This is a genomic window from Streptomyces sp. NPDC028722 (assembly GCF_040637655.1).
In the GTDB taxonomy this organism is placed as follows: Bacteria; Actinomycetota; Actinomycetes; order Streptomycetales; family Streptomycetaceae; genus Streptomyces.
In genome coordinates this window covers 229,861-251,082 of sequence record NZ_JBEZWU010000009.1, presented here as the reverse complement: position 1 = coordinate 251,082, position 21,222 = coordinate 229,861, and the positions used below count along the sequence as shown (strand labels likewise).

The following is a 21,222-nucleotide window of genomic DNA, read 5'->3' as shown; positions in this document are numbered from 1 at the left end:
CGTGGTGACGGAGGCGGCCGTGCCGGGGCTTCAGCTGAGCAGGTCCGGTTCGCTGCGGCTGATGTCCTGCCACAACGGCTGGTAGTTGATCCAGGCGACCAGGTCACCACCGAGCTGTTCCCGGGTGGCGACGGCCAGTCTGTGGTCGATGAGCACCGGCCGGCCCGCCGCCTTGGCCATCAGCTGCACCTGGCAGGAACGCTCCAGGGACAGGAACCACCAGGCTGCCGCGTCCACCGAGTCGCCGACGGTGAGCAGCCCGTGGTTGCGCAGGACGAGCGCCTTGCGGGAGCCGAGCGCGGCGGCGATCCGGCGGCCCTCCCCGGCGTCGACGGTGACACCGGTGTAGGCGTCGTACAGGGCGATGTCCTCGTAGAAGGCGCAGCTCTCCTGGGTGATGGGGTCGATGAGGTCGCCGAGGGCGGCGAGGGCGCGGCCGTGCACGGAGTGGCAGTGGGCCACGGCGACGACGTCCGGGCGGGCGGCGTGGACCTGGGCGTGGACGGTGAAGGCGGCCTGGTTGACGTGGTAGCGGCCCTCGACGACCTGTCCGTCCTGGTTGGCGAGGACGAGGTCGCCGACGGTGACGTGCCGGAACGGCATCCCGAAGGGGTTGACCCAGAAGCAGTCGGTGAACTCCGGGTCCCGGGCCGTGATGTGCCCGGACACCCCCTCCTCAAGACCGGCCCGCCCGAAGATCCGCAGGGCACCCGCGAGCCGCTCCTTGCGGTGCCGGCGTTCGTCCTCGGCCGTCTCGTGCATGGGCGGCATGGCGAACCGAAGCTGGTCGGTGGGCAGCGGCAGGGGCGGTTTGGGCCCGTGCATAGGTCCTCCAGCACTGGGATTGCGGTACGGGCGGAAGTTACCTTCGGCCGGCGCAAAAGAGCAGAGCCGTTGTGTGAAGATGCCGTATGCCGCGGATACCCGACAGAAGATGTCGGCATTCTCGGCGAGACTCGTCCGCATGAACTGGGCAGCCTTCAGCAACGCCGCGCCCGAACTGGCGGCGACCACCGAACAGCGCTTCGGCGCGTACCGGCACCACGTCCTGGTGACCCTCCGCAAGGACGGCTCGCCCCGCACGTCCGGCCTCGAGGTCCGTTTCCTGGGCGGGGAACTCTGGTTCGGCATGATGCCGGGCTCCCTCAAGTCCCTCGACCTGCGCCGCGACCCCCGCTTCGCCCTTCAGGCCAACCCCGGGGAGGGGACGGGCATGGGCGGCGGGGATGTGCGGATCAGCGGGCGGGCGTACGAGGTCGAGGACGGCGCCGCGAAGGCCGCCTACGTGAAAGAGGTGGAACCGCCGCAGCCGTTCCACCTCTTCCGCACCGAACTGACGGAGGTCGTACGGACCTCCGTCGAGGACGACGTGTATCTGGTCACCCGGGTATGGAAGCCCGGAGAGCCGGTGCGCACTCTCCGGCGCCGCTAGGACCTGGGGAGGACTACTCCCACTCGATGGTGCCCGGCGGCTTGGAGGTCACGTCGAGCACGACCCGGTTGACGTCCCGCACCTCGTTGGTGATGCGGGTGGAGATGCGGGCGAGGACGTCGTAGGGCAGCCGGGACCAGTCGGCGGTCATGGCGTCCTCGGAGGAGACGGGGCGCAGCACGACCGGGTGGCCGTAGGTGCGGCCGTCACCCTGGACGCCCACGCTGCGGACGTCGGCGAGCAGCACCACCGGGCACTGCCAGATGTCACGGTCGAGGCCGGCCGCGGTCAGCTCCTCGCGGGCGATGGCGTCGGCCTCACGCAGCAGGTCGAGACGCTCCTTGGTCACCTCGCCGACGATGCGGATGCCCAGGCCGGGGCCGGGGAACGGCTGGCGCTGGACGATCTCCTCGGGCAGGCCCAACTCCTGGCCGACCATGCGGACCTCGTCCTTGAACAGCATGCGCAGCGGCTCGATCAGCTGGAACTCGAGGTCCTCGGGCAGGCCGCCGACGTTGTGGTGCGACTTGATGTTCGCGGCGCCGGTGCCGCCGCCGGACTCCACGACGTCCGGGTACAGGGTGCCCTGGACGAGGAACTCCACGGCCGGGCCCTCGTCGGCGATGATCTCGGCCTGGGCCTGCTCGAAGACGCGGATGAACTCGCGACCGATGATCTTCCGCTTCTCCTCGGGGTCGGTGACCCCCTTGAGAGCGGTGAGGAAGCGCTCCTCGGCGTCGACGACCTTCAGCTGGACGCCGGTGGCCGCGACGAAGTCCTTCTCGACCTGCTCGGTCTCACCCTTGCGCATCAGGCCGTGGTCGACGTACACGCAGGTCAGCTGGTGACCGATGGCCTTCTGGACGAGGGCGGCGGCGACGGCCGAGTCCACCCCGCCGGACAGGCCGCAGATCACGCGCTTGTCGCCGACCAGCTCGCGGATCGCGGCGACCTGCTCCTCGATCACGTTGCCGGTGGTCCAGTCCGGCTTCAGGCCCGCACCGCGGTACAGGAAGTGCTCCAGCACCTGCTGGCCGTGCGTGGAGTGCATGACCTCGGGGTGGTACTGGACGCCGTAGAGCCGCTTGTCGTCGTTCTCGAAGGCGGCGACCGGGACGACGTCCGTGGACGCGGTCACCGTGAACCCGTCCGGCGCGGCGGAGCAGGCGTCGCCGTGCGACATCCACACGTGCTGCTCGGCCGGGGTGCCCTCGAAGAGGGTGGAGGACGCCCGGGAGACCTGGAGGTCGGTGCGGCCGTACTCGCGCGCTCCGGTGTTGTCGACGGTGCCGCCGAGGCTCTGTGCCATCAACTGGAAGCCGTAGCACATGCCGAAGACGGGGACGCCGGACTCGAAGATCTCGCGGTCGAGGCTGGGGGCACCCTCCTCGTACACCGACGAGGGGCCGCCGGAGAGGATGATGGCCGCGGGCTTCTTGGCGAGCATCTCCCGGACCGGCATGGTGCTCGGCACGATCTCGCTGTAGACCCGCGCCTCGCGGACGCGACGGGCGATGAGCTGGGCGTACTGCGCGCCGAAGTCCACGACCAGAACGGTGTCGGGGTTGGCGGCAGTGTGAGTCGCTGATGACACGGGGTGCCTTCTGGTGGTCGGGCGGGGGTCTGTGCTACCGAGTCTAACGGGGCGGGCGGGGAGGCTTCCTCTGCACGGGCCATGGCATACTGGGGCCATGCTCCAGCACGTGACTTCTGTCTTTACCTATGGCACCCGGCCCGCCGGCTGCCATGGTCGTGCTGCTTGAGCTGACGCCAAGCGACTTCCCAGGCGCCCCGGGCCGACAAGGCCCGGGGCGCCTGTCGTTTTCCGGGTTCTGCCGTTCCAGGGCATCCGTCTTCCCGACCGAGGAGCCCGACATGACCACCACCAGCCCGCACGTGACCGCCGACAGCCCGCACATGACCGCCGTCAGCCCGGAAGCGGCCATCGCCGACGCCCGGGAGCGTATCGACGTGCTCGACGACCGGATCATCGGCCTCGTCCAGGAGCGGATGGCCGTCTCCGCCGTCGTCCAGCAGACCCGGATCGCCTCCGGCGGCCGGCGGGTGAGCCTGTCCCGCGAGATGGAGATCCTCGGCCGCTACCGCGACGCGCTCGGCAAGCCGGGCACCTCCCTCGCCATGACCCTGCTGGAACTGTGCCGGGGTCGCGTCTGAGTTCGCCCCGTACTCACCCGTACGGCGCGTGAGCGGTCCGCGCACCGCTTCGTCGTCCTGCCCGCGACCGCGGCCCGGCGCGTACGTGACTCAGGTCACAGGCGAACCTCGCGGTTCGGGAGCAACCCTTCGGACTCTTCGCTGATCAAACCTGCGGGATCAACAAACGGCGCGGAGCGACCTGCCTTCGGAGGGGGATGCAGGTCCCTCTGCGTCGTTCCTCCGCGCCGTTTCCGGTCACTTCTTCGGCGGCACCGCCGGTATCCCCAGGAACGGCAGCCGCAGCGCGCCGAACGCGTCGGCGGGGACGGCCGGGGTCCGCGGCTCCACCGGCTTCAGCCGCTCGTACGCCGCTCCCTGCGCCGGACGCGGATCGTCCTCCCCGTTGTTCGGCCAGAAGGACATGGCCCGTTCTGCCTGCGCGGTGATGGTCAGCGAGGGGTTCACGCCCAGGTTCGCCGAGACCGCGGCGCCGTCCACCACCGAGATGCCGGGGTGACCGTAGAGGCGGTGGTAGGGGTCGATCACGCCCGTCTCCGCGGAGTCGCCGATGGGGCAGCCGCCGAGGAAGTGAGCGGTGAGCGGGGTGCCCATCAGCTCGCCGACGTTACTGCCGGCGAAGCCGTTGATCTCGGCGGCGAGCGCGGAGGCGGCCTCGGTCGCGGCCTTGATCTGCTTGGGGTTGGGCGAACCGTGCCCCTGCCGGGCGGTGAGGAGCCCCTTGCCGACACCGCCGGGCTTCAGGAACGTGGTCAGCGAGTTGTCCAGCGACTGCATGACGAGGCCGATGATGGTCCGCTCCGACCAGCGCCGGTTGGACAGGGAGCGGGCGACCAGCATCGGGTGCCGGGCAGCGTTCGCCAGCCAGGCCAGTACGCGCGAGGAACCCTCCGCGTACGGCACCTGGAGGATCGACAGGCTGCCCATGGAGTTGGAGCCCCTGCCGTAGCGGACCGGCTCGATGTGGGTGCTGGCGTCCGGATGGATCGAGGAGGTGATGGCGACGCCCCGGGTGAAGTCGGCCCGCGGCGCGCCGGTGGCCCGGTGGTAGCGGCGGTTGTCGGTCTGCGCGCCGACCAGTGCCTCGGAGTTGGTGCGGGTGAGGTCGCCGAGCCGGGGGGACAGGTACGGCAGCTGGCGGCCGGCCTTCATGCGGTGCAGCAGGGTCTGGGTGCCGTAGGTACCGGCCGCGAGGACGACCCTGCGGGCGGTGAAGGTCCGGCCCGGGCCCTTCTTCTTCCGGTCCGTCGGCAGGGTCGTCACCGCGTAACCGCCCCGCGAGTCGTCCGTGACGGACACGACGGTCGTCATGGGGTGGACGACCGCGCCCGCCTTCTCGGCGAGGTACAGATAGTTCTCGTTGAGGGTGTTCTTCGCGCCGTGCCGGCAGCCGGTCATGCACTCGCCGCACTCGGTGCAGGCCTTCCGGTCGGGGCCGGCGCCGCCGAAGTACGGGTCGTTCACCTGCTCCCCCGGCCGGGCCTTCGCCTTGCCGTCGGCGTCCTTGCCGTCACCGAAGAACACGCCGACCGGGGCGAGGTGGAAGGTGTCGGCGACGCCCATCCGCCGGGCCGCCGCCTTCAGGTGCACGTCGGAGGGGGTCATGGTGGGGTTGATCCGGACGCCGAGCATGCGCTGGGCCTGGCCGTAGTACGGCTTCAGCTCTTCCTGCCAGTCGGTGATGTCCCGCCACTGGGGGTCGTCGAAGAAGGCCGCCGGCGGTACGTAGAGGGTGTTGGCGTAGTTGAGCGAGCCGCCGCCGACGCCCGCGCCGGCCAGCACCATGACGTTGCCCAGCAGGTGGATGCGCTGGATGCCGTAGCAGCCGATCCGGGGGGCCCACAGGTAGTTCTTCAGGTCCCAGGAGTTGCGCGGGAGGTCCTCGCGTGCGAAGCGGCGGCCGGCCTCCAGGACGCCCACCCGGTATCCCTTCTCGGTGAGGCGCAGGGCGGACACCGAGCCGCCGAAGCCGGAGCCGACGATGAGGACGTCGTAGTCGTAAGCGTCCTGGGGCACGGGTGTCTCCTCGTCGAGTGTGCGTGCGGGCCGTCCGCGGTGTCTCGCGCTCGCGCGGCGGGGGAACGGGGGCGCCTGCCGGATGCGGCCCCGCGCCCCCGCGCCGGACTCACCGGAACCGGAATGCCTTCATGAGCCGCAGGCTCGTGCTCATGAAGGCGGCGTACTGCTCGTCCGTCATGCCCAGTGAGGGCGCCATCGGCAGCAGCCGCTGCCGGGCCACCGTCTGGGCCTCGGTGTACTTGAGGATGCCCTCGGAGCCGTGGCGGCGGCCCAGGCCGGAGTCCTTCATGCCGCCCATCGGGGACTGGGCGCTGCCGTAGGCGGGGGCGTAGCCCTCGTTGACGTTGACCGTGCCGGTGCGCAGGCGGGAGGCGATCTCCCGGCCGCGGCGGGCGTTCCTCGTCCAGACGGACGCGTTGAGGCCGTACGGGGTGGCGTTGGCGCGTTCGACGGCCTCGTCGTCGGTCGTGAAGCGGTAGACGGAGACGACCGGGCCGAAGGTCTCCTCCTCGCAGACGGCCATGGAGTCCTCGACGCCGTCGAGGATGGTGGGTTCGAAGAAGTAGGGGCCGATGTCGGGGCGGGCCACCCCGCCCGCGAGCACCTTGGCGCCCTTGGCGACGGCCTCCTCGACATGCCGTTCGACGGTCTTCAGCTGCCGCTCGCCGACCAGCGAGCCCATGTCGGCGCCGTAGGCGAGCGAGCTGCCCAGCCGCATGGCCCGGGTGCGGGCGGCGAAACGCTCCAGGAAGGCGTCGGCGACGGAGTCGTGGACGTACAGCCGCTCGATGGAGATGCACAGCTGGCCGGCGGAGGAGAAGCAGGCGCGGACGGCTCCGGCGGCGGCCTTCTCGATGTCGGCGTCGTCCAGCACCAGCATGGCGTTCTTGCCGCCCAGTTCGAGGGAGACGCCGACCAGGCGGGCGGCGGCGCCGACGGCGACCTCTCGGCCGGTGCGGGTGGAGCCGGTGAAGGAGACGTAGTCGGCGTGCCGGACCAGCTCCGGTCCGACAACCGGGCCCTCGCCGAGGACGACCTGGAAGACGCCGTCGGGCAGCCCGGCCTCGACGAGCAGGTCACGCGCCCACAGGGCGGTGAGGCAGGTCTCCGTGTCCGGCTTCATCACCACGGCGTTGCCTGCGGCGAAGGCGGGCAGGGCGTCGCCGACGGACAGTTCCAGCGGGTAGTTCCAGGGGGCGATCTGGCCCACCACGCCGCGAGGGTGCCGGAGTTCGGTGACCTGCGTCAGGGCCGGCACGGCACCCGCGTGCCGTTTGGGGCGCAGGTAGGCGGCGGCCCGGCGGCCGTAGTGGCGGGCGGCGACGGCGACGGCCTGCACCTCCTCGTGTGCGTGCAGGCGGGCCTTGCCGGTCTCCAGCTGGATCAGGTCGAGGACCTCGGCCTGCCGCTCCAGCACCAGGTCGTGGAAGCGGAGCAGGACGGCGGCCCGCTGCCGTACCGGGACCTTCGCCCACACGGCCTGCGCGGCACGGGCCGCCTCGAAGGCCCCGCGGACGTCGTCCGGGCCGGACTCGGGCAGGTCGGCCAGTTTCTCGCCGGTGAGGGGGCTGTGGTTGGCGGTACGGCCGCTGCCGGCGACTCCCTTGACGAGCTGGGCGACCAGCTCCGGGGTGACCACGTCGGCGGCCGTGCGGGCGCCTTCGGGAGCGGGCGCGAGCGGGTTGGTACCGGCGATGTCCGGGGCCTGCGTGTCCGTCATGACGCGCAGGGTATGCCGCGGCGGCGGCTTTGTGTACCCGTCGGTAACGGGGATTCACGCGGTACACACATCCTGCCAGTGATCGGTGGCAGCGAATGCACTGATCAGGGCGTGGAGCGGACCCTCCTCGGTCCGTCCCGGTCTTCTTCAGTCGGTCCCGGTCCTCTTCAGTCGGTCCCGGTCTTCTTCGCGAGGAGGAGCCCCAGCGCGGACAGCGGCGCGCGCCACGGAGCGGGCGCGGGGGCCGGGTCGGTGGCGGGGCCGGGGGCCGGGGCCGGTTCAGGGGCCGGGTCAGGGGCGGAGGTCGGGTCCGGGGCGTGGGGTGCCAGAGCGGGCTCCGGTACGGGGGGCAGGCCGAGGTAGTCGTGGAGTACGGCGGCGACCTCCTCGGCGTCCGGCCGTGACGCCGGCTCACCGGCGTGCAGGCGGTCCAGCAGCGGGCCCAGCGGCCCCAGCGGTCCGGGGTCCGTGTCCCCGACGGCGGCGCGCAGCAGCGCGCCCAGGGACCACAGGTCGGAGGCCGGGCCGGCGCCGGGTCCCGCCGCCCGCTCGGGGGCGACGAACCCGGCGGGCGACTCGTCCGCGTGCCCGTCCCCGATGCCGAAGTCGGTGAGGACGACCCGCCCGGTACCGGACTCCAGCAGCACGTTGGCCGGTTTGATGTCCCGGTGCACGATGCCGACGGCGTGGGCGGCGCGCAGCGCGCCGAGCACGGCGAGTCCGATGCGGGCGGCCTCGGGCGGCGGCACGGGGCCACGGCACAGCACCTCGCGCAGGGACTCGCCCGCCACCAGTTCCATCACGATCCAGGGGATGCCGTCCTCGGTGACGACGTCGTACACCGTCACGGCGGAGGGGTGCCGCACCCGGGTGGCGGCCCGGGCCTCGTGGTGGAGCCGGTGCGCGACACGCCGGCTCTCCTCGTCGGTGGCCGGATCGCCGGGCAGCAACGGTTCCTTGACGGCCACCAGGCGCTCGTCCTGTTCGTCCCGGGCGCGCCAGACGGTGCCGGCCGGTCCGGAGCCGAGACGTCCGGCCAGCCGGTAGCGACCGCCGATCAGGCGTGCGTCGAGCGGGAGTTCGCCGTCTTCGGTCATGGCACATGAGTACCGTGCGCACCAGGCCGTTGTCGAAGCGGGCGGCCGGAACCGCGCGTCCGGCGTTCCCTGCCGGCAGCCCGACCGCGGAGCGCTCACGCGCCCGTGACCGAGAAGGTGTCGACGGCCACGTCGAAGTACTCCCGCGCCTCCCGCACCTTGCCGACCGGCGCCGACACCCACACGTCGTACAGCCGCCCGTCCTCCTCCCAGCACAGGTCGTAGGTGTGCCGCGGGCCCTCCGCCGCGCTGAAGCCGTCCCAGGTGAACTCCCAGAGCGCGGCCGGGTGTCCGGCGTGCCGGGTGCGCGTGACCCGGCCGTCGCGGTAACCGGGGTTGCTGGAGGCGCCGTCGGCGGCCGACCGGTTCATCACCCCGGCGGGACCGCCCGGCTGGGGTGCGCCGACCTTGACGCCCAGGCGGAAGGTGTCTCCCGGTGAGAGGTAGAAGACCCGCTCGCCCTCGGGGCTGCGGGTGAAGTCCTCCGGTACGGCGAGGGAGAAGCCGGCCGGGTCCCGGGCCGCGCGGTAACCGGAGGGCGCGGTGTGCGAGCCGGCGGCGGTCGGGCGGGGCGGGGTGGAGGCGGTCGTCGGGGCGTGCGACGGGGTGGGGGAGGGAGTGGGTGACGGTGTCGGCCGGGTGGCGGGCGGGGACGGGGACAGCCCCGTGCCTCCCGTACCGGTCCGGGTGGCCGGGCTCGTCGCCGTACCGCCCGGGGTGCCGCCGCCCCCGCCCCCGTCCCGGTGCAGCAGCAGCGCCGCGGCCGACACGCCGGCGCCGGCCAGCGCGGCGACGAGCAGCGCCGCGACCAGCACACCGCGCGGCGAGGACCGGGCCGGGAGCGCCTCCCCCGGCGGCCGGGGCGAGGCGTACGGCGGCGACCCGCCGTGCGGGAGGTCCCAGTGGGGCGGCGGGTGGTGCGCGGAGGGCTTCGGCGTCCGGCCGCCGCCGAGGCGGTGCAGCCGCCCGCTGCCGTGCGTGCTCCCCACCGCCCCCTGGCCGCCCGGCGCGGCCGGCGTGCGGCCCGTCTCCAGGTACGCGGCCAGCATCTGCTCGGCGTCCGCCGCGCCCAGCCGCCGGTCGGGGTCCCGCTCCAGCAGGCCCAGCACGACCGGCAGCAGCGGTCCGGCCTGGGCCGGCGGCCGGATGTCGTCGGTGACGACGGCGTGCAGGATGCCGCCGAGCGAGTCGCGCCGGAACGGCGACTCGCCGCTGAGGACCGTGCACAGCAGCGCGCCCAGCGACCACAGGTCGGACTCCGGGCCGGTGCGCAGCCCGGACATCCGTTCCGGCGCGGTGTACTCGGGCGAGCCGACGAAGGAGCCGGTCTCGGTGAGCGTCGTGGCGCCCTCGACCTGGGCGATGCCGAAGTCGGTGAGGACGACCCGGTCGGTGCCGGACTCGAGCAGGACGTTCGCGGGCTTGATGTCCCGGTGCAGCACCCCCGCCTCGTGTGCCGTACGCACCGCGCTGAGCAGGGCGATGCCGATCCGCGCGGCCTCGGCGGCGTCGACCGGGCCGTGCCGGGCGATCCGGTCGGCGAGCGAACCGCCGTCGATCAACTCCATGACCAGGTAGGGCCGTTCGTCCTGCTCCACCACGTCGTGCACCACGATGATGTGCGGGTGCCGCAGCTGACAGACCGCGCGGGCCTCCCGGAACGTACGGTCCCGGCGGCGGCGCGCGTCGTCGTCCGGGAGCGCGTCGTCCGGCAGGAGTTCCTTGACCGCCACGTGACGGCCCAGCACCCGGTCGCTCGCCCGCCAGACGACGCCCATGCCGCCGCGCCCGATGCGTTCCTCCAGGCGGTAACGGCCCGCGATCAGCCGGAAGCCGGCTCCCTCGGTCCCCATGAGCCCCATCATGCCGCACCACGGGCCTGGCCTCCGGGGCGCCGACCGGCCAAGCCACCCCGCACAACCTGCCTGTTTCGGCCGTCTGTGCCGTCCGCCGCGCCCGGATCAACCCTCGTTCGGCTGCTGCCAGCTCCGCAGTACCCACGTGAACTGCTTGGCGGTCCTCGCCCAGTCGGCGGCCGGCGACGACATGTAGATCGCGTATTCGGTGCCCTTGGGCGAGAAGTACGTCTCCTCCACGGCGTGGCGCGGCCCGGCGACGTAGGGCGGGTCCTTCTTCAGCGCCGTCCAGGTGTACTCCCACAACGCGCCGTCGCGGTCGCGGTAGAGGTTCTCCTTCATGGTGACGCGCCGGTAGTCGACCAGCCGCTGGAGCTGCCGCTCGAGGTCCTCCTGATGGGAGAGGGGCTTGACGTAGTCCGACGCGGTGTCGATGGCGATGCGGACGAAGTGCCTGCCGCCGTCGGGCGTGTAGTCGATCTGCTTGAGGTCGCCCTGGATGCCGTACACCTTGCGTGTCCAGCCCTTGGGCAGGGAGAGGCTGAAGCCCAGCGGGTCGTGGTACGTCCGCCAGCCGGCGGGGACCGTGCCGGTGGAGCCGGGCGCGCCGCTGCCGCTCACCGCCGGCCGCGGGTCCGGGCCGGAGTCGTCGCCCGTCCCGCTGTCCTGTTCCAGCCCGTTCCACCACTGGATGCCCGCCGCCGCGCCACCCCCGAGCACCGCCGCGACGGCCACGACCAGCGCGAGGGTGCGCAGCCGGCGGCGGGGCCGGCCGCCCGCCCGGCCCCCTCCGGCGGGCCCCACCATGGTGACCGCGCCCGCCGTCGGCCCGCCGGGCGTGGTGGTGCCGCCCGTGGACGCGGCGGACAGGGGTGTGCCGGTGGTGGGTGCCGTCGCCGTCGGGCCGGTCACGGAACGGCCCGCGTCCGCGCCCGGGCCGTAGCCGGGACGGCCCGCCCCGGAGCCGTGGCCGGGACCTGTCGGTGCGGGACCGTAGCCGCCCGCAGGGGTACCGGAGTCGTAAGGCCCGCCCGGGCCGTGACCGCCGTCCGGGCGCACGCCCGAGCCCTGGGTCGGGACGAACGCCTGTGCCGAGCGCGGCCGACGGCCCTCCGCCGCCTCGACGAGCATCTGCTCCGCCTCCCCCGCGCCCGGGCGCCGCGCCGGGTCCTTGCGCAGCAGCGCGGCGATGACCGGCCCGAGCGGACCGGCGTGGCGCGGCTCGTCGACCTCCTCCTCGACGACCGCCTGCATGGTGCTCAGCGGCGAGGTGCGCCGGAACGGCGAGCGGCCCTCGACGGCCGTGTACAGGGTGGCGCCGAGCGCCCACAGGTCCGAGGACGGGCCGGGATCGTGGCCGCGGACCCGCTCGGGCGCGAGGTAGTCGACCGAGCCGACGACCTCTCCGGTGCGCGTGATGGTGGAGTCGCCCTCGATCTGGGCGATGCCGAAGTCGGTGAGCAGGACCCGGCCGTCCTCGCCGAGCAGGACGTTGCCCGGCTTGACGTCCCGGTGCAGTACTCCGGCGGAGTGCGCGGCGCCCAGCGCGCGCAGCACCCACAGCCCGATCCGCGCGGTCTCCGCCGGCTCGATGCGCCCCCGTTCCTTGACCGCGTCGGCCAGCGAGCTGCCCTCGACCAGCTCCATCACGATCCACGGGCGGCCGTCGTGTTCCAGGACGTCGTGCACGGTGACGACGGCGGAGTGGTTGATGCGCGCGGCGGCACGCGCCTCGGCCCGGGTACGGGCGAGCAGGACGGCCCGGTCGCTGTCGGAGACGTAGAGCGCGGCGGTCAACTCCTTGACGGCGACCTGCCGGTGCAGCACCTCGTCGTGGGCGCGCCACACCCGGCCCATGCCGCCTCTGCCGATGGAGTCGGCGAGCCGATAGCGGCCCGCTATGAGCAGGCCCTGCATCTGATTCACGTTGCCCCGCAATGCTCTTGACAGGCTCAGACTAAGGACCGGTCTGCCCCCAGGGAACCGGCGGGGTGCCAAGGTGACAGCACTGTGACGGTTGACGACCCCGCACGCGTGCGCGAACCGCTCCGCACCGCCCGGCCGTCACACGGACCGCTCAACCGCGGTGGCGGTACGTGGCGGTGGCCCGCCCGGCGACGCACCGGCTACGGCGCGTGCGGCGCCCGGGACCCGCTCCACCGTCACGCCGGCAGGCCCCTGTGACCTGCTCAACCGCGGAGCCGGTAGGTCGCGGTCGCCTGCTCGTACAGCCGGGTCACCTCGTCGCGCTCGGCCTCCGGGCCGCGCACCTGGATGACGTGGTAACGCCCGTTCAGCAGCAGCGCCATGTTCCGCACGAACAGGTCCCGCCCCTGCCCGTCGGTCCAGGTGAACTGCCCCTCCGCCATGGTCCGTCCGCCCACCTCGATGGTCCGCAGCCCGGTCGCCGTGGCCCAGCTGGAGTCCCGGTACGGCTGGAGTTCGCGCTCCTTGTCCCGCTGGTAGACCATCGGATCGCTGCCGAACGCCGCGGTGCCGTCGCGTCCCGGTACGACGATCAGCTCGAAGTTCCCGTGCGCATAGACCACTTGGCCGCTGCCGTTCTTCGGGGTGCGGTGCCAGCCCTCGGCGACGGCGACCTGGAAGCCGTCCGGGTCCTTGCGCAGGGTGAAACCGTCGGCGACGGCGGGGTCGCCGCCGGTCTGTGTCTCGGTCGCGGGCGCGGAGGCGGATGCGGAGGCGTCGTCCTCCGGTGCGCCCTGCCCGTCCGACGCCGCCGCGGAGTGGGACGGCGCGGGGCCGGTCCGCCCGGCCGCCCCGGTACGGCCACGATCCGCCGCGCCGCTCTCGCCCTGTTCCGGCATGAAGAGCAGCGCGTAGGCGACCGCGCCGGCCAGCAGGAGCAGGATCAGCAGGAGCAGGGTGCGGCCCAGGCTGCGCGGCGAACCGGCGTCCTCCCGGGCCCGCTTGTGCCGGCCGTGCGGATGGGCCGCGGGCAGTCCGGCGCGGCGCCGGCGCACCAGCTCGCCGCGGCGCCGGACGATCGGCAGCCGGCGCGGGTCGGCGGGCGGCACGGGCACGACGTGGGTGCCGGCGTCCGGTTCGGGCGCGGAGCGCACCAGCGACCGCAGCCAGCCGCTCAGTTCCTCCGGCTGGGGCCGCTCGGTGGGGTCCTGACGCAGCAGCGACTCCACGACCGGCCGCAGCGGGCCGCACTCCTCGGCGAAGGCGGGCGGCTCGGCGCAGACCAGCTGGACCAGCTCGGCCGTCGACTCCTCCGGGTACGGCGCGTGTCCCTGCACCGCCCGGAACAGCAGCGCGCCCAACGCCCAGAGATCGGTGGCCGGACCGATCGGCGCCGCCAGCTGCCAGTTCTCGTGCACGGGGCCGGCCTGTTCCGGCGCCCACCGCTCGGTCACCGGCCCGACGACGGTCATCCGCACCTGCCGGGCCCGCTCCGCGGCCAACGCCGTACCTGGCCCCCGCCGCGCCGTGCCGCCCTCGTCCCACCGGGCGGCCGACGGCGCGGGCACGCCGGCGGACTCTCCCGTCCGGTCGGCAACAGCGGGGTGCTCCCCGTGGCGACCGGCGCCGTGTCCCGGTGCTCCGCCGTCCGGGGCCGGTGCCGTGCCGTCCGGTCCGGTACGCGGTGCGGCACCGTGCCACGGGGCGCCGCGCAGCCCGTACGGGTCGGCCACCCGCTCGGACGGTGTCGCGTCGCGCGTCTGCGGGCCGTACGGCGAGGGTGCCGTGACATCGCCTCGGCCGGTGTCGCCACCGGCCCCGGCCCCAGCCTCGTCCTCGGCCGGTGGACGGGCCGCCGGCAGGGCGGCGCGCCCCTTCTGCTGGGCCTCCTGCACCCGGGCGGCGGCCCGGGCGCCCGCGCGGTACGCGGCGACGGCCCCGGCCCGGGCGGCGCGGACGTCCGCCCCGCTCTCCAGGGCCCGCTGCCCCGCCGGCCCGGACACCCCGGCACCGGTCGCTTCTCCCGTCCCCGCAGCCGGCAGTCCGCCGGCCGCCCGTGCCTGGATCGCGGCCCGGCGCGCGGCCTCGGGATCGGTCCCCGCGGCCGGCCCACCGCCCGGACCGGCCCCGGTGAAGCCCCCGGCACCACCGGGGACCACGGGCACACCGGAGGCCCCGGGAACGCCGGACACCCCGGTCCTGCCGAAGACCTCGGGCCTGCCGGACGTGCCGGGTACACCGGGTGCGCCGGGGGTTCCCACACCCGGCCGGCCTCCCGGAGGATCACCCGCACGTGCGTCCGCCGTGTCCCCCGCGTCCGTCGTGTCCCCCGTGGGCCCCTCCGGAGCCGGCACCGGGTCGTACCCGCTCAGTGCCTCCTCCGCCGCGCCGACCGCGAGGCCGGTCAGCATCACCCGGCCGTCGTCGCAGACGAGGACCGTGCGGGCGGTGAGGTTGCGGTGCACCCAGCCGTGGGCGTGCAGCACCCGGAGCGCCATGAGGACGTCGGAGGCGACCTCGGCCGCCCGGTACGGCGACAGCGGTGCCTCGGTGAGCAGGGCCGCCAGCGGGCGCGCGGCCACCAGCTCGCTGACGATCCACAGTGAGCCGCCCTCGGCGAACACGTCGAAGACCTGGTCGAGGCGCGGGTGGTCGGGGATACGGGCCGCGGCCTGCGCGGCCTCGACGGCGCGCCGCACCGCCGGGTCGGCGGGCCGACGGGTGGCGGTTCCGGCTCCCGGTGTACGGCGGGACACGCGTTCCCGTGCGGTGAACCCCTCGGGCAGCCCCTCCGCGTCGAGGACCTCGGCCTCGACGACCTCCGGCAACGGGACCTGCCGGACCAGTACTTCCTGACCGCTGTAGGTGTCGAAGGCCCGGGTCTCGGTGAGTTCGTAGGCGTCGGACGGCGGCAGTGGCAGGCGGTAGCGGTCGGCGAGCACCCGACCCGCGTAGTCGTCCACTTGGCCTCCCCCGGCCGCCCGAGATCCGTCACTTCCGTTCGTCGTACGACCCGTTTCGCACACGCATGCGGCTGCGTACGGTCCGCGACCATTCACGATACGTGCCGGAGGCAACCCGCACCGAGCGGATGACGGATTCCGGCGCACCAAACCGGCGTGCCCCGCCTACGACTTGGGCGTGAACGACTTCGTGAGTGTCTTCCAGGTGTCCTTGCGCAGATCGCCGTGCCAGTCGGCGCCCTTCGCCGTGTACATCAGCCCGTAACCCTGGTGGTCGTTCACCACGAAGCCCCGGTCGATCGTCCGGTACCCGGTGCCGCCCTCGTCGTAGGTGAATTCCCAGTCGGCCGTGTTCCAGTGGCGGTAGTCGACCTTCTCGATGCGTATCCTGTGGTAGTGGGAGCGCACCATGTAGCGCTCCTGGTTCTTCCAGTCCGCCACCGGGTCACCCTTGGGCGTGTCGGTCCAGGCGACGAGCAGCTTCTGCCCGGCGGGCCCGGTGTAGCGGTCTCCGGCGGCTCCGGTGGACCGGTACTGCCATCCCTTCGGCAGCCCGATCGAGTACCCCTGGCCGCTCTTGCGGGTCGTGACCGCCGGAGCGCTCCCGCCGTCCTTGTCGCCGCCCTTCCCGCCGGACGTGCCGGAGTCGTCGGCGGACGGGCTCGCGCCGGAGTCCGGCACGGTGGCCGACGCGGAACCGCTGCCGGTCGGTGCCGCGGTCGCGCCGTCCGTCTTCCTCCCGGTGGCCGTGCCGCCGTCCGTCTTCTTGTCCTCCCTGGTGGAGGCGCCGGTGCTGGCGGCGGCCCTGGTGCCGCCGTTCCCGCTGTTCCTGCCGTTCTTGTCGTCGCCGCTCAGTGTGAGGGCGAGCACGGTGCCGAGCACGGCGAGAGCGACGACCACGGCGATGATGACGAGCGTGCGCCTGGGCACCACGTCGGTCAGCGGCGCCCTGGGGACCGGCCGCGGCGGCAGGTCCAGGTCCGGCGGCGGCACCACGGGCCAGCCGGAACTGCGCTTGGCCGGACCGGAGTCCGGGACGGATCCGGAATCCTGTGCCGGGACGGCCGGCCTCCCGGCCGGGCCGGTGCCCGCGGGTCCGGTGGAGGCGGGTCCGGTGGAGGCGGGTCCGGTGGAGGCGGGTCCGGTGGAGGCGGACCGCGCTCCGGTGGCCGCGCCACCGGCGGCCGGGGCCGCCGTCTCGCTCGTGGTTCTCGGCCGCGACGCCGCCGCGCCCGCCGCCCCGGCCGCCTTGCGGACCGAACGCAGTGCGCCGCGCAGCTTCTCCCCGGCCTCCTCACCGCGCTTGCCCTCGGCCGGACCCGGCTGCGCCGGCAGCGGGACCACGCGGGTGGCGTCCATCGGCTCCTGCTCGGGCGCGTGGATCACCGCGTTGAGCATGGCCCGGGCCCCGGCGTCGTCGAGCCGCTGGGCCGGGTCCTTGGTGAGCAGGCCGTAGATGACGTCCCGCAGGGGTCCCGCGTGCTTCGGCTCGTCCAGGTTCTCGGTCATCACGGCGGTGAGCGTGGCGATCGCCGAGCCCTTGTCGTAGGGCGGCACGCCTTCGACCGCCGCGTACAGCAGGCCGCCGAGCGACCACAGGTCGGCCGCCGGTCCGGGCTTGTGGCCGCGGGCGCGCTCCGGGGAGATGTAGGAGGGGGCGCCGACCAGCATGCCGGTGGAGGTGATGGACGGGTCGCCCTCGACCTGGGCGATGCCGAAGTCGGTGAGCACGACCCGGCCGTCCTCGGCGATGAGCACGTTGGACGGCTTCACGTCCCGGTGCAGGATGCCCTGGCGGTGTGCGGAGCGCAGCACGTCGAGGACGGCGAGCCCGACCTCGGCGGCGCGCTTCGGCTTCAGCAGGCCGTCCTCGCGGATGACCTCGGCGAGGGACTTGCCCTCCACCAACTCCATGACGATCCACGGCCGGTCGTCCTCGTCGACCACGTCGAAGACCGTCACCGCGCTGTTGTTGCGGATCCGGGCGATCGCCTTGGCCTCGCGCAGGGTGCGCGTGATCAGGCGCCGCTTCTCCTCCTCGTCGATGTTCGTCGGGAACCGCAGTTCCTTGACGGCGACCGTCCGGCCGAGGGTCTCGTCCTCGGCGCGCCAGACCGTTCCCATGCCGCCGCGGCCCAGCACGTCTCCCAGCCGGTACCGCCCGGCGAGGAGACGCCGCTCGCCATTGCCCTGACGAGTCTCCTGACGGGATGTTCCCGCCCGCTCCGTCTCCGACATGCGTCCCCTCATACAACCCGCCCTGACAGAGCCTCCATTGTCTCTTACCCCGCAAGTGGCCGATGCCCAGGGTGCCCGTGGCCGAAGTCCGCCCTCCGCGCCCTCGAGGCCCGGGTGAAGCGGGTGTTCCGCTTACCGGGATGATGAGTCGCAAGAGGGGAGAAACCGGGATGCCGACGCTTCGGACACTCCCGGCCATACCGGCGCCCGCCCGGACTGCGCCACCGCCATGTCACCGACGGCGACGCATCGAACCCGGTCCTCTCCCCCGCACCGACGGGCGGACCGGCTCCCGGAAGTCGGCGGAGCCACACCGCCGCTGACCCCGCCTCAGGCCACACACATCACGCTCCCCTCCCCGGCCGCCCGTGCCGCTCACCGCTCCGGCCGGCCCGGACCGCTTCCATACGGCCCTGTGTATACGGCCCTGTCCGTACGGCTCCGCCCGTACGGCCCTGCACACGTCCGAGTTCCTCCCTCGCACCCGGTGAAACGAGCCAGTTCCGAACGAAGATCCCCGTTCGTGACACTCGTTCGGGTGAAAACTCCCCGGCCGAGGGCGGTGACGGGGCTGGGGTCAGGTGAGCGGCACGATGTCCGGCGCTCCCAGCCGGGCCGCGTCCGCCGTCTGGTCGTCCGGCTGGAGCTGGGACTCCCGCTCGGCCTCCACGCGCTTCTCGTAGTGCTCGACCTCGCGCTCGACCCGGTCCTGGTCCCAGCCGAGGACCGGCGCCATCAGCTCGGCCGCCTCCCGGGCGCTGCGCGTGCCCCGGTCGAACGTCTCGATGGAGATGCGGGTGCGGCGGGTGAGGACGTCGTCCAGGTGCCGGGCGCCCTCGTGCGAGGCGGCGTACACCACCTCGGCGCGCAGGTAGTCGTCGGCGGCCCGCAGCGGCTCGCCGAGCGCCGGGTCGGCGGTGATGAGGTCCAGGACCTCCTCGGCCATCGAGCCGTAACGGTTCAGCAGGTGTTCCACGCGGACCACGTGCAGTCCGGCGCGGGCGGCGATCCGCGCTCGCGCGTTCCACAGCGCCTGGTAGCCCTCCGCGCCGAGCAGCGGGGTCTCCTCCGTCACGCAGTCGGCGACACGCGCGTCGAGACCGTGCACGGCCTCGTCGACGGCGTCCTTCGCCATCACCCGGTACGTCGTGTACTTGCCGCCCGCCACGACCACGAGTCCCGGCGCCGGATGGGCGACCGTGTGCTCGCGGGACAGCTTGCTGGTGGCGTCGGACTCGCCGGCCAGCAGCGGGCGCAGCCCGGCGTACACGCCCTGCACGTCGTCACGGGACAGCGGCACCGCGAGCACCGAGTTGACGTGTTCCAGGAGGTAGTCGATGTCGGCGCTGGACGCGGCCGGGTGGGCCTTGTCCAGGTCCCAGCCGGTGTCGGTGGTGCCGACGATCCAGTGCCGGCCCCAGGGGATGACGAACAGGACGGACTTCTCGGTGCGCAGGATCAGGCCGGTGGTGGAGTGGATGCGGTCCTTGGGGACGACCAGGTGGATGCCCTTGGAGGCGCGGACGTGGAACTGGCCCCGCTCGCCCACCATGGCCTGGGTGTCGTCGGTCCACACGCCCGTGGCGTTGACGACCTGCCGGGCCCGGATCTCGTACTCCCCGCCGGCCTCCACGTCCCGGACCCGGGCGCCGACGACCCGCTCGCCCTCGCGCAGGAAGCCGGTCACGCGCGCGCGGTTGGCCACCTTCGCGCCGTACGACGCCGCCGTGCGCACCAGGGTGGCCACGAAGCGGGCGTCGTCGACCTGGGCGTCGTAGTACTGGAGGGCGCCGACGAGGGCGTCCTTGCGCAGGCAGGGGGCGACGCGCAGGGCGTGACGGCGGGTCAGGTGGCGGTGCATGGGCAGGCCCCGGCCGTGGCCGCGGGCCATGGACATCGCGTCGTAGAGCGCGACGCCCGAGCCGGCGTACAGCCGCTCCCAGCCCTTGTGCTGGAGCGGGTAGAGGAACGGCACCGGCTTGACCAGGTGCGGGGCGAGCCGCTCCAGGAGCAGGCCGCGCTCCTTGAGGGCCTCGCGGACGAGCGCGAAGTCGAGCATCTCCAGATAGCGCAGGCCGCCGTGGATCAGCTTGCTGGACCGGCTGGACGTGCCGGACGCCCAGTCGCGGGCCTCGACCAGGCCGGTGGACAGGCCGCGGGTGACGGCGTCCAGTGCGGTGCCGGCGCCGACCACTCCGCCGCCGATCACCAGGACGTCCAGCTCGCGCTCCGCCATCGCCGCCAGTGCCTCGGCGCGCTGCGCCGGCCCCAGAGTCGCTGTCCTCACCGCTGCCTCCCGAAGTCGCAAGACGTGCTCACGTCGGCCGCACCCGGTGGGCGAAGCCCGGTTCATCCCCTCCTCATGCCCAAATTCTCTCCGCGTCGTCCGACTTCGGCCACCACGTGCTGACACCCTGTGGACAACTCACGCAGAACCCCCGGAAGACACACGAACACAATCACACATAACGGTCATATGTGTACCTAGTCTGACACTGCACTCGCTCGTCTTGTCCACAGCGGTTGCGCACCTGTTCCGCTTCGGCTACTGGGAAGGACGGCCAACGCCATGCCCGCAGACCTCGCCGTCATCGGACTCGGCCCCTACGGTTTGCCGCTCGCCCAGGCCGCTGTCGCCGCCGGCATCGCCACCATCGGCTACGCCACCGGCCCCGAGGCCGGCTCGCTCAGCCCGGCCGAGCTGCGCCGGATGCACGCCTCGGGCTTCCGGCCCGGCACCGACCCGGCCCAGCTCGGCCGGGTGCGCACCGCGGTGATCTGCGCGCCCACCCCGCGCGGCGCCGACGGGGGGCTCGACCTCGGCCAGGTCGAGGGGGCGGCCCGCACCCTGGCCGAGCGGCTCCGCCCGCACACCACGGTCATCCTGGAGTCACCCGTGCTGCCGGGCACCACGGAAGAGTTCCTGCGCCCGCTGCTGGAGAAGGGCTCGGGCCTGCGCGCCGGCCGCGACTTCCACCTCGCCTACTCCCCCAGCCGGGTCGACCCCGGCAGCCGCGACCACACCCCCGCCGGCACGCCGAAGGTCATCGGCGGCCTCACCCCCGCCTGCACCGAGTCGGCCGCCGCGTTCTACGGCCGGCTCACCGACAAGGTCGTCCGCGCCCGTGGGCTGCGCGAGGCGGAGACCGTGCAGCTGCTGGAGACCAACTACCGGCACGTCAACATCGCGCTCGTCAACGAGATGGCCGTCCTCTGCCACGAGCTGGGCGTGGACCTGTGGGACGTCATCCGCTGCGCGGAGACCAAGCCCTTCGGCTTCCAGGCGTTCCGGCCCGGTCCGGGCGTCGGCGGGCACGGCGTCCCCCAGGACCTGACCGGCCACGCGACCCGCACCCTGCGCATGGTCGAACTGGCCCAGCAGGTCAACAACCGGATGCCCCGGTACGTCGTCCGGCGCGCCGCCACCCTCCTCAACGAGCACGGCAAGTCGGCGCGCGGCGCCCGCGTCCTGCTCCTCGGCGTCACCTACAAGCCCGACCTCGCCGACCAGCAGGGCACACCGGCCCAGGAGATCGCCGTACGGCTGATGGAGCTGGGCGCGGCCGTCAGCTACCACGACCCGTACGTGCCCGCGTGGAGCGTCCTGGACCGCCCGGTCCCGCGGGTGGACTCCTTCTACGAGGCCGCCGCCGACGCCGACCTCACGATCCTGCTCCAGCAGCACCGCACCTACGACCTCCAGGGCCTGTCGGTGAAGGCGCAGCTGCTGCTGGACACGCGGGGCGCGACGCCCACGGGTGCGGCGCACCGGCTGTGAACCCGGCGACCGGCACCC

13 protein-coding genes are annotated in these 21,222 nt (G+C 73.4%); 3 read left to right on the top strand and 10 right to left on the bottom strand.

Annotated elements, in window-relative coordinates; genetic code table 11:
- Positions 1-30: 30 nt before the first annotated feature.
- Positions 31-825: a class II aldolase/adducin family protein gene (locus AB0F03_RS17390; RefSeq protein WP_361992085.1), complete on the bottom strand. Its 795-nt coding sequence runs from the start codon at positions 823-825 to the stop codon at positions 31-33.
- 139 nt (positions 826-964) lie between these two features.
- Here AB0F03_RS17390 and AB0F03_RS17385 point away from each other — a divergent pair, with 139 nt between their 5' ends.
- A complete protein-coding gene (locus AB0F03_RS17385) occupies positions 965-1,432 on the top strand; it encodes a pyridoxamine 5'-phosphate oxidase family protein (protein ID WP_361992083.1) in 468 nt (155 codons plus the stop codon).
- A gap of 13 nt (positions 1,433-1,445) precedes the next feature.
- On the opposite strand, the gene guaA is transcribed toward AB0F03_RS17385, so the two are convergent.
- Complete coding sequence (gene guaA, locus AB0F03_RS17380) at positions 1,446-3,026, bottom strand: glutamine-hydrolyzing GMP synthase (protein WP_361992080.1); 1,581 nt, start codon at positions 3,024-3,026, stop codon at positions 1,446-1,448.
- A gap of 323 nt (positions 3,027-3,349) precedes the next feature.
- Here guaA and AB0F03_RS17375 point away from each other — a divergent pair, with 323 nt between their 5' ends.
- Complete coding sequence (locus AB0F03_RS17375; protein WP_361992211.1) at positions 3,350-3,607, top strand: chorismate mutase; 258 nt, start codon at positions 3,350-3,352, stop codon at positions 3,605-3,607.
- Between the two features lie 237 nt (positions 3,608-3,844).
- Here AB0F03_RS17375 and AB0F03_RS17370 read toward each other — a convergent pair whose 3' ends face one another.
- The 8 genes from AB0F03_RS17370 to AB0F03_RS17335 all read right to left on the bottom strand — a co-directional run bounded on the left by AB0F03_RS17370 (position 3,845) and on the right by AB0F03_RS17335 (position 19,713).
- Entirely contained in the window at positions 3,845-5,623 is a 1,779-nt protein-coding gene (locus AB0F03_RS17370) for a GMC family oxidoreductase (protein ID WP_361992077.1), read from the bottom strand.
- Between the two features lie 109 nt (positions 5,624-5,732).
- Entirely contained in the window at positions 5,733-7,346 is a 1,614-nt protein-coding gene (locus AB0F03_RS17365; RefSeq protein WP_361992074.1) for a succinic semialdehyde dehydrogenase, read from the bottom strand.
- 167 nt (positions 7,347-7,513) lie between these two features.
- Positions 7,514-8,443 (bottom strand): serine/threonine-protein kinase, encoded by a 930-nt coding sequence (locus tag AB0F03_RS17360; protein ID WP_361992071.1) that lies wholly within the window; start codon positions 8,441-8,443, stop codon positions 7,514-7,516.
- Positions 8,444-8,538: 95 nt separating this feature from the next.
- On the bottom strand, positions 8,539-10,296 hold the full coding sequence (locus AB0F03_RS17355) for a serine/threonine-protein kinase (protein WP_361992068.1): 1,758 nt from the start codon (positions 10,294-10,296) through the stop codon (positions 8,539-8,541).
- A 108-nt stretch (positions 10,297-10,404) separates the two neighbouring features.
- Positions 10,405-12,216 (bottom strand): serine/threonine-protein kinase, encoded by a 1,812-nt coding sequence (locus AB0F03_RS17350; protein WP_361992066.1) that lies wholly within the window; start codon positions 12,214-12,216, stop codon positions 10,405-10,407.
- Between the two features lie 272 nt (positions 12,217-12,488).
- Complete coding sequence (locus tag AB0F03_RS17345; protein ID WP_361992063.1) at positions 12,489-15,188, bottom strand: protein kinase; 2,700 nt, start codon at positions 15,186-15,188, stop codon at positions 12,489-12,491.
- Positions 15,189-15,353: 165 nt separating this feature from the next.
- Positions 15,354-17,426: a serine/threonine-protein kinase gene (locus tag AB0F03_RS17340; RefSeq protein WP_361992060.1), complete on the bottom strand. Its 2,073-nt coding sequence runs from the start codon at positions 17,424-17,426 to the stop codon at positions 15,354-15,356.
- A 577-nt stretch (positions 17,427-18,003) separates the two neighbouring features.
- Positions 18,004-19,713, bottom strand: a complete 1,710-nt coding sequence (locus AB0F03_RS17335) for a glycerol-3-phosphate dehydrogenase/oxidase (RefSeq protein WP_361992057.1) — start codon at positions 19,711-19,713, stop codon at positions 18,004-18,006.
- Between the two features lie 282 nt (positions 19,714-19,995).
- Here AB0F03_RS17335 and AB0F03_RS17330 point away from each other — a divergent pair, with 282 nt between their 5' ends.
- Positions 19,996-21,204, top strand: a complete 1,209-nt coding sequence (locus AB0F03_RS17330; protein WP_361992054.1) for a nucleotide sugar dehydrogenase — start codon at positions 19,996-19,998, stop codon at positions 21,202-21,204.
- Positions 21,205-21,222 lie beyond the last annotated feature (18 nt).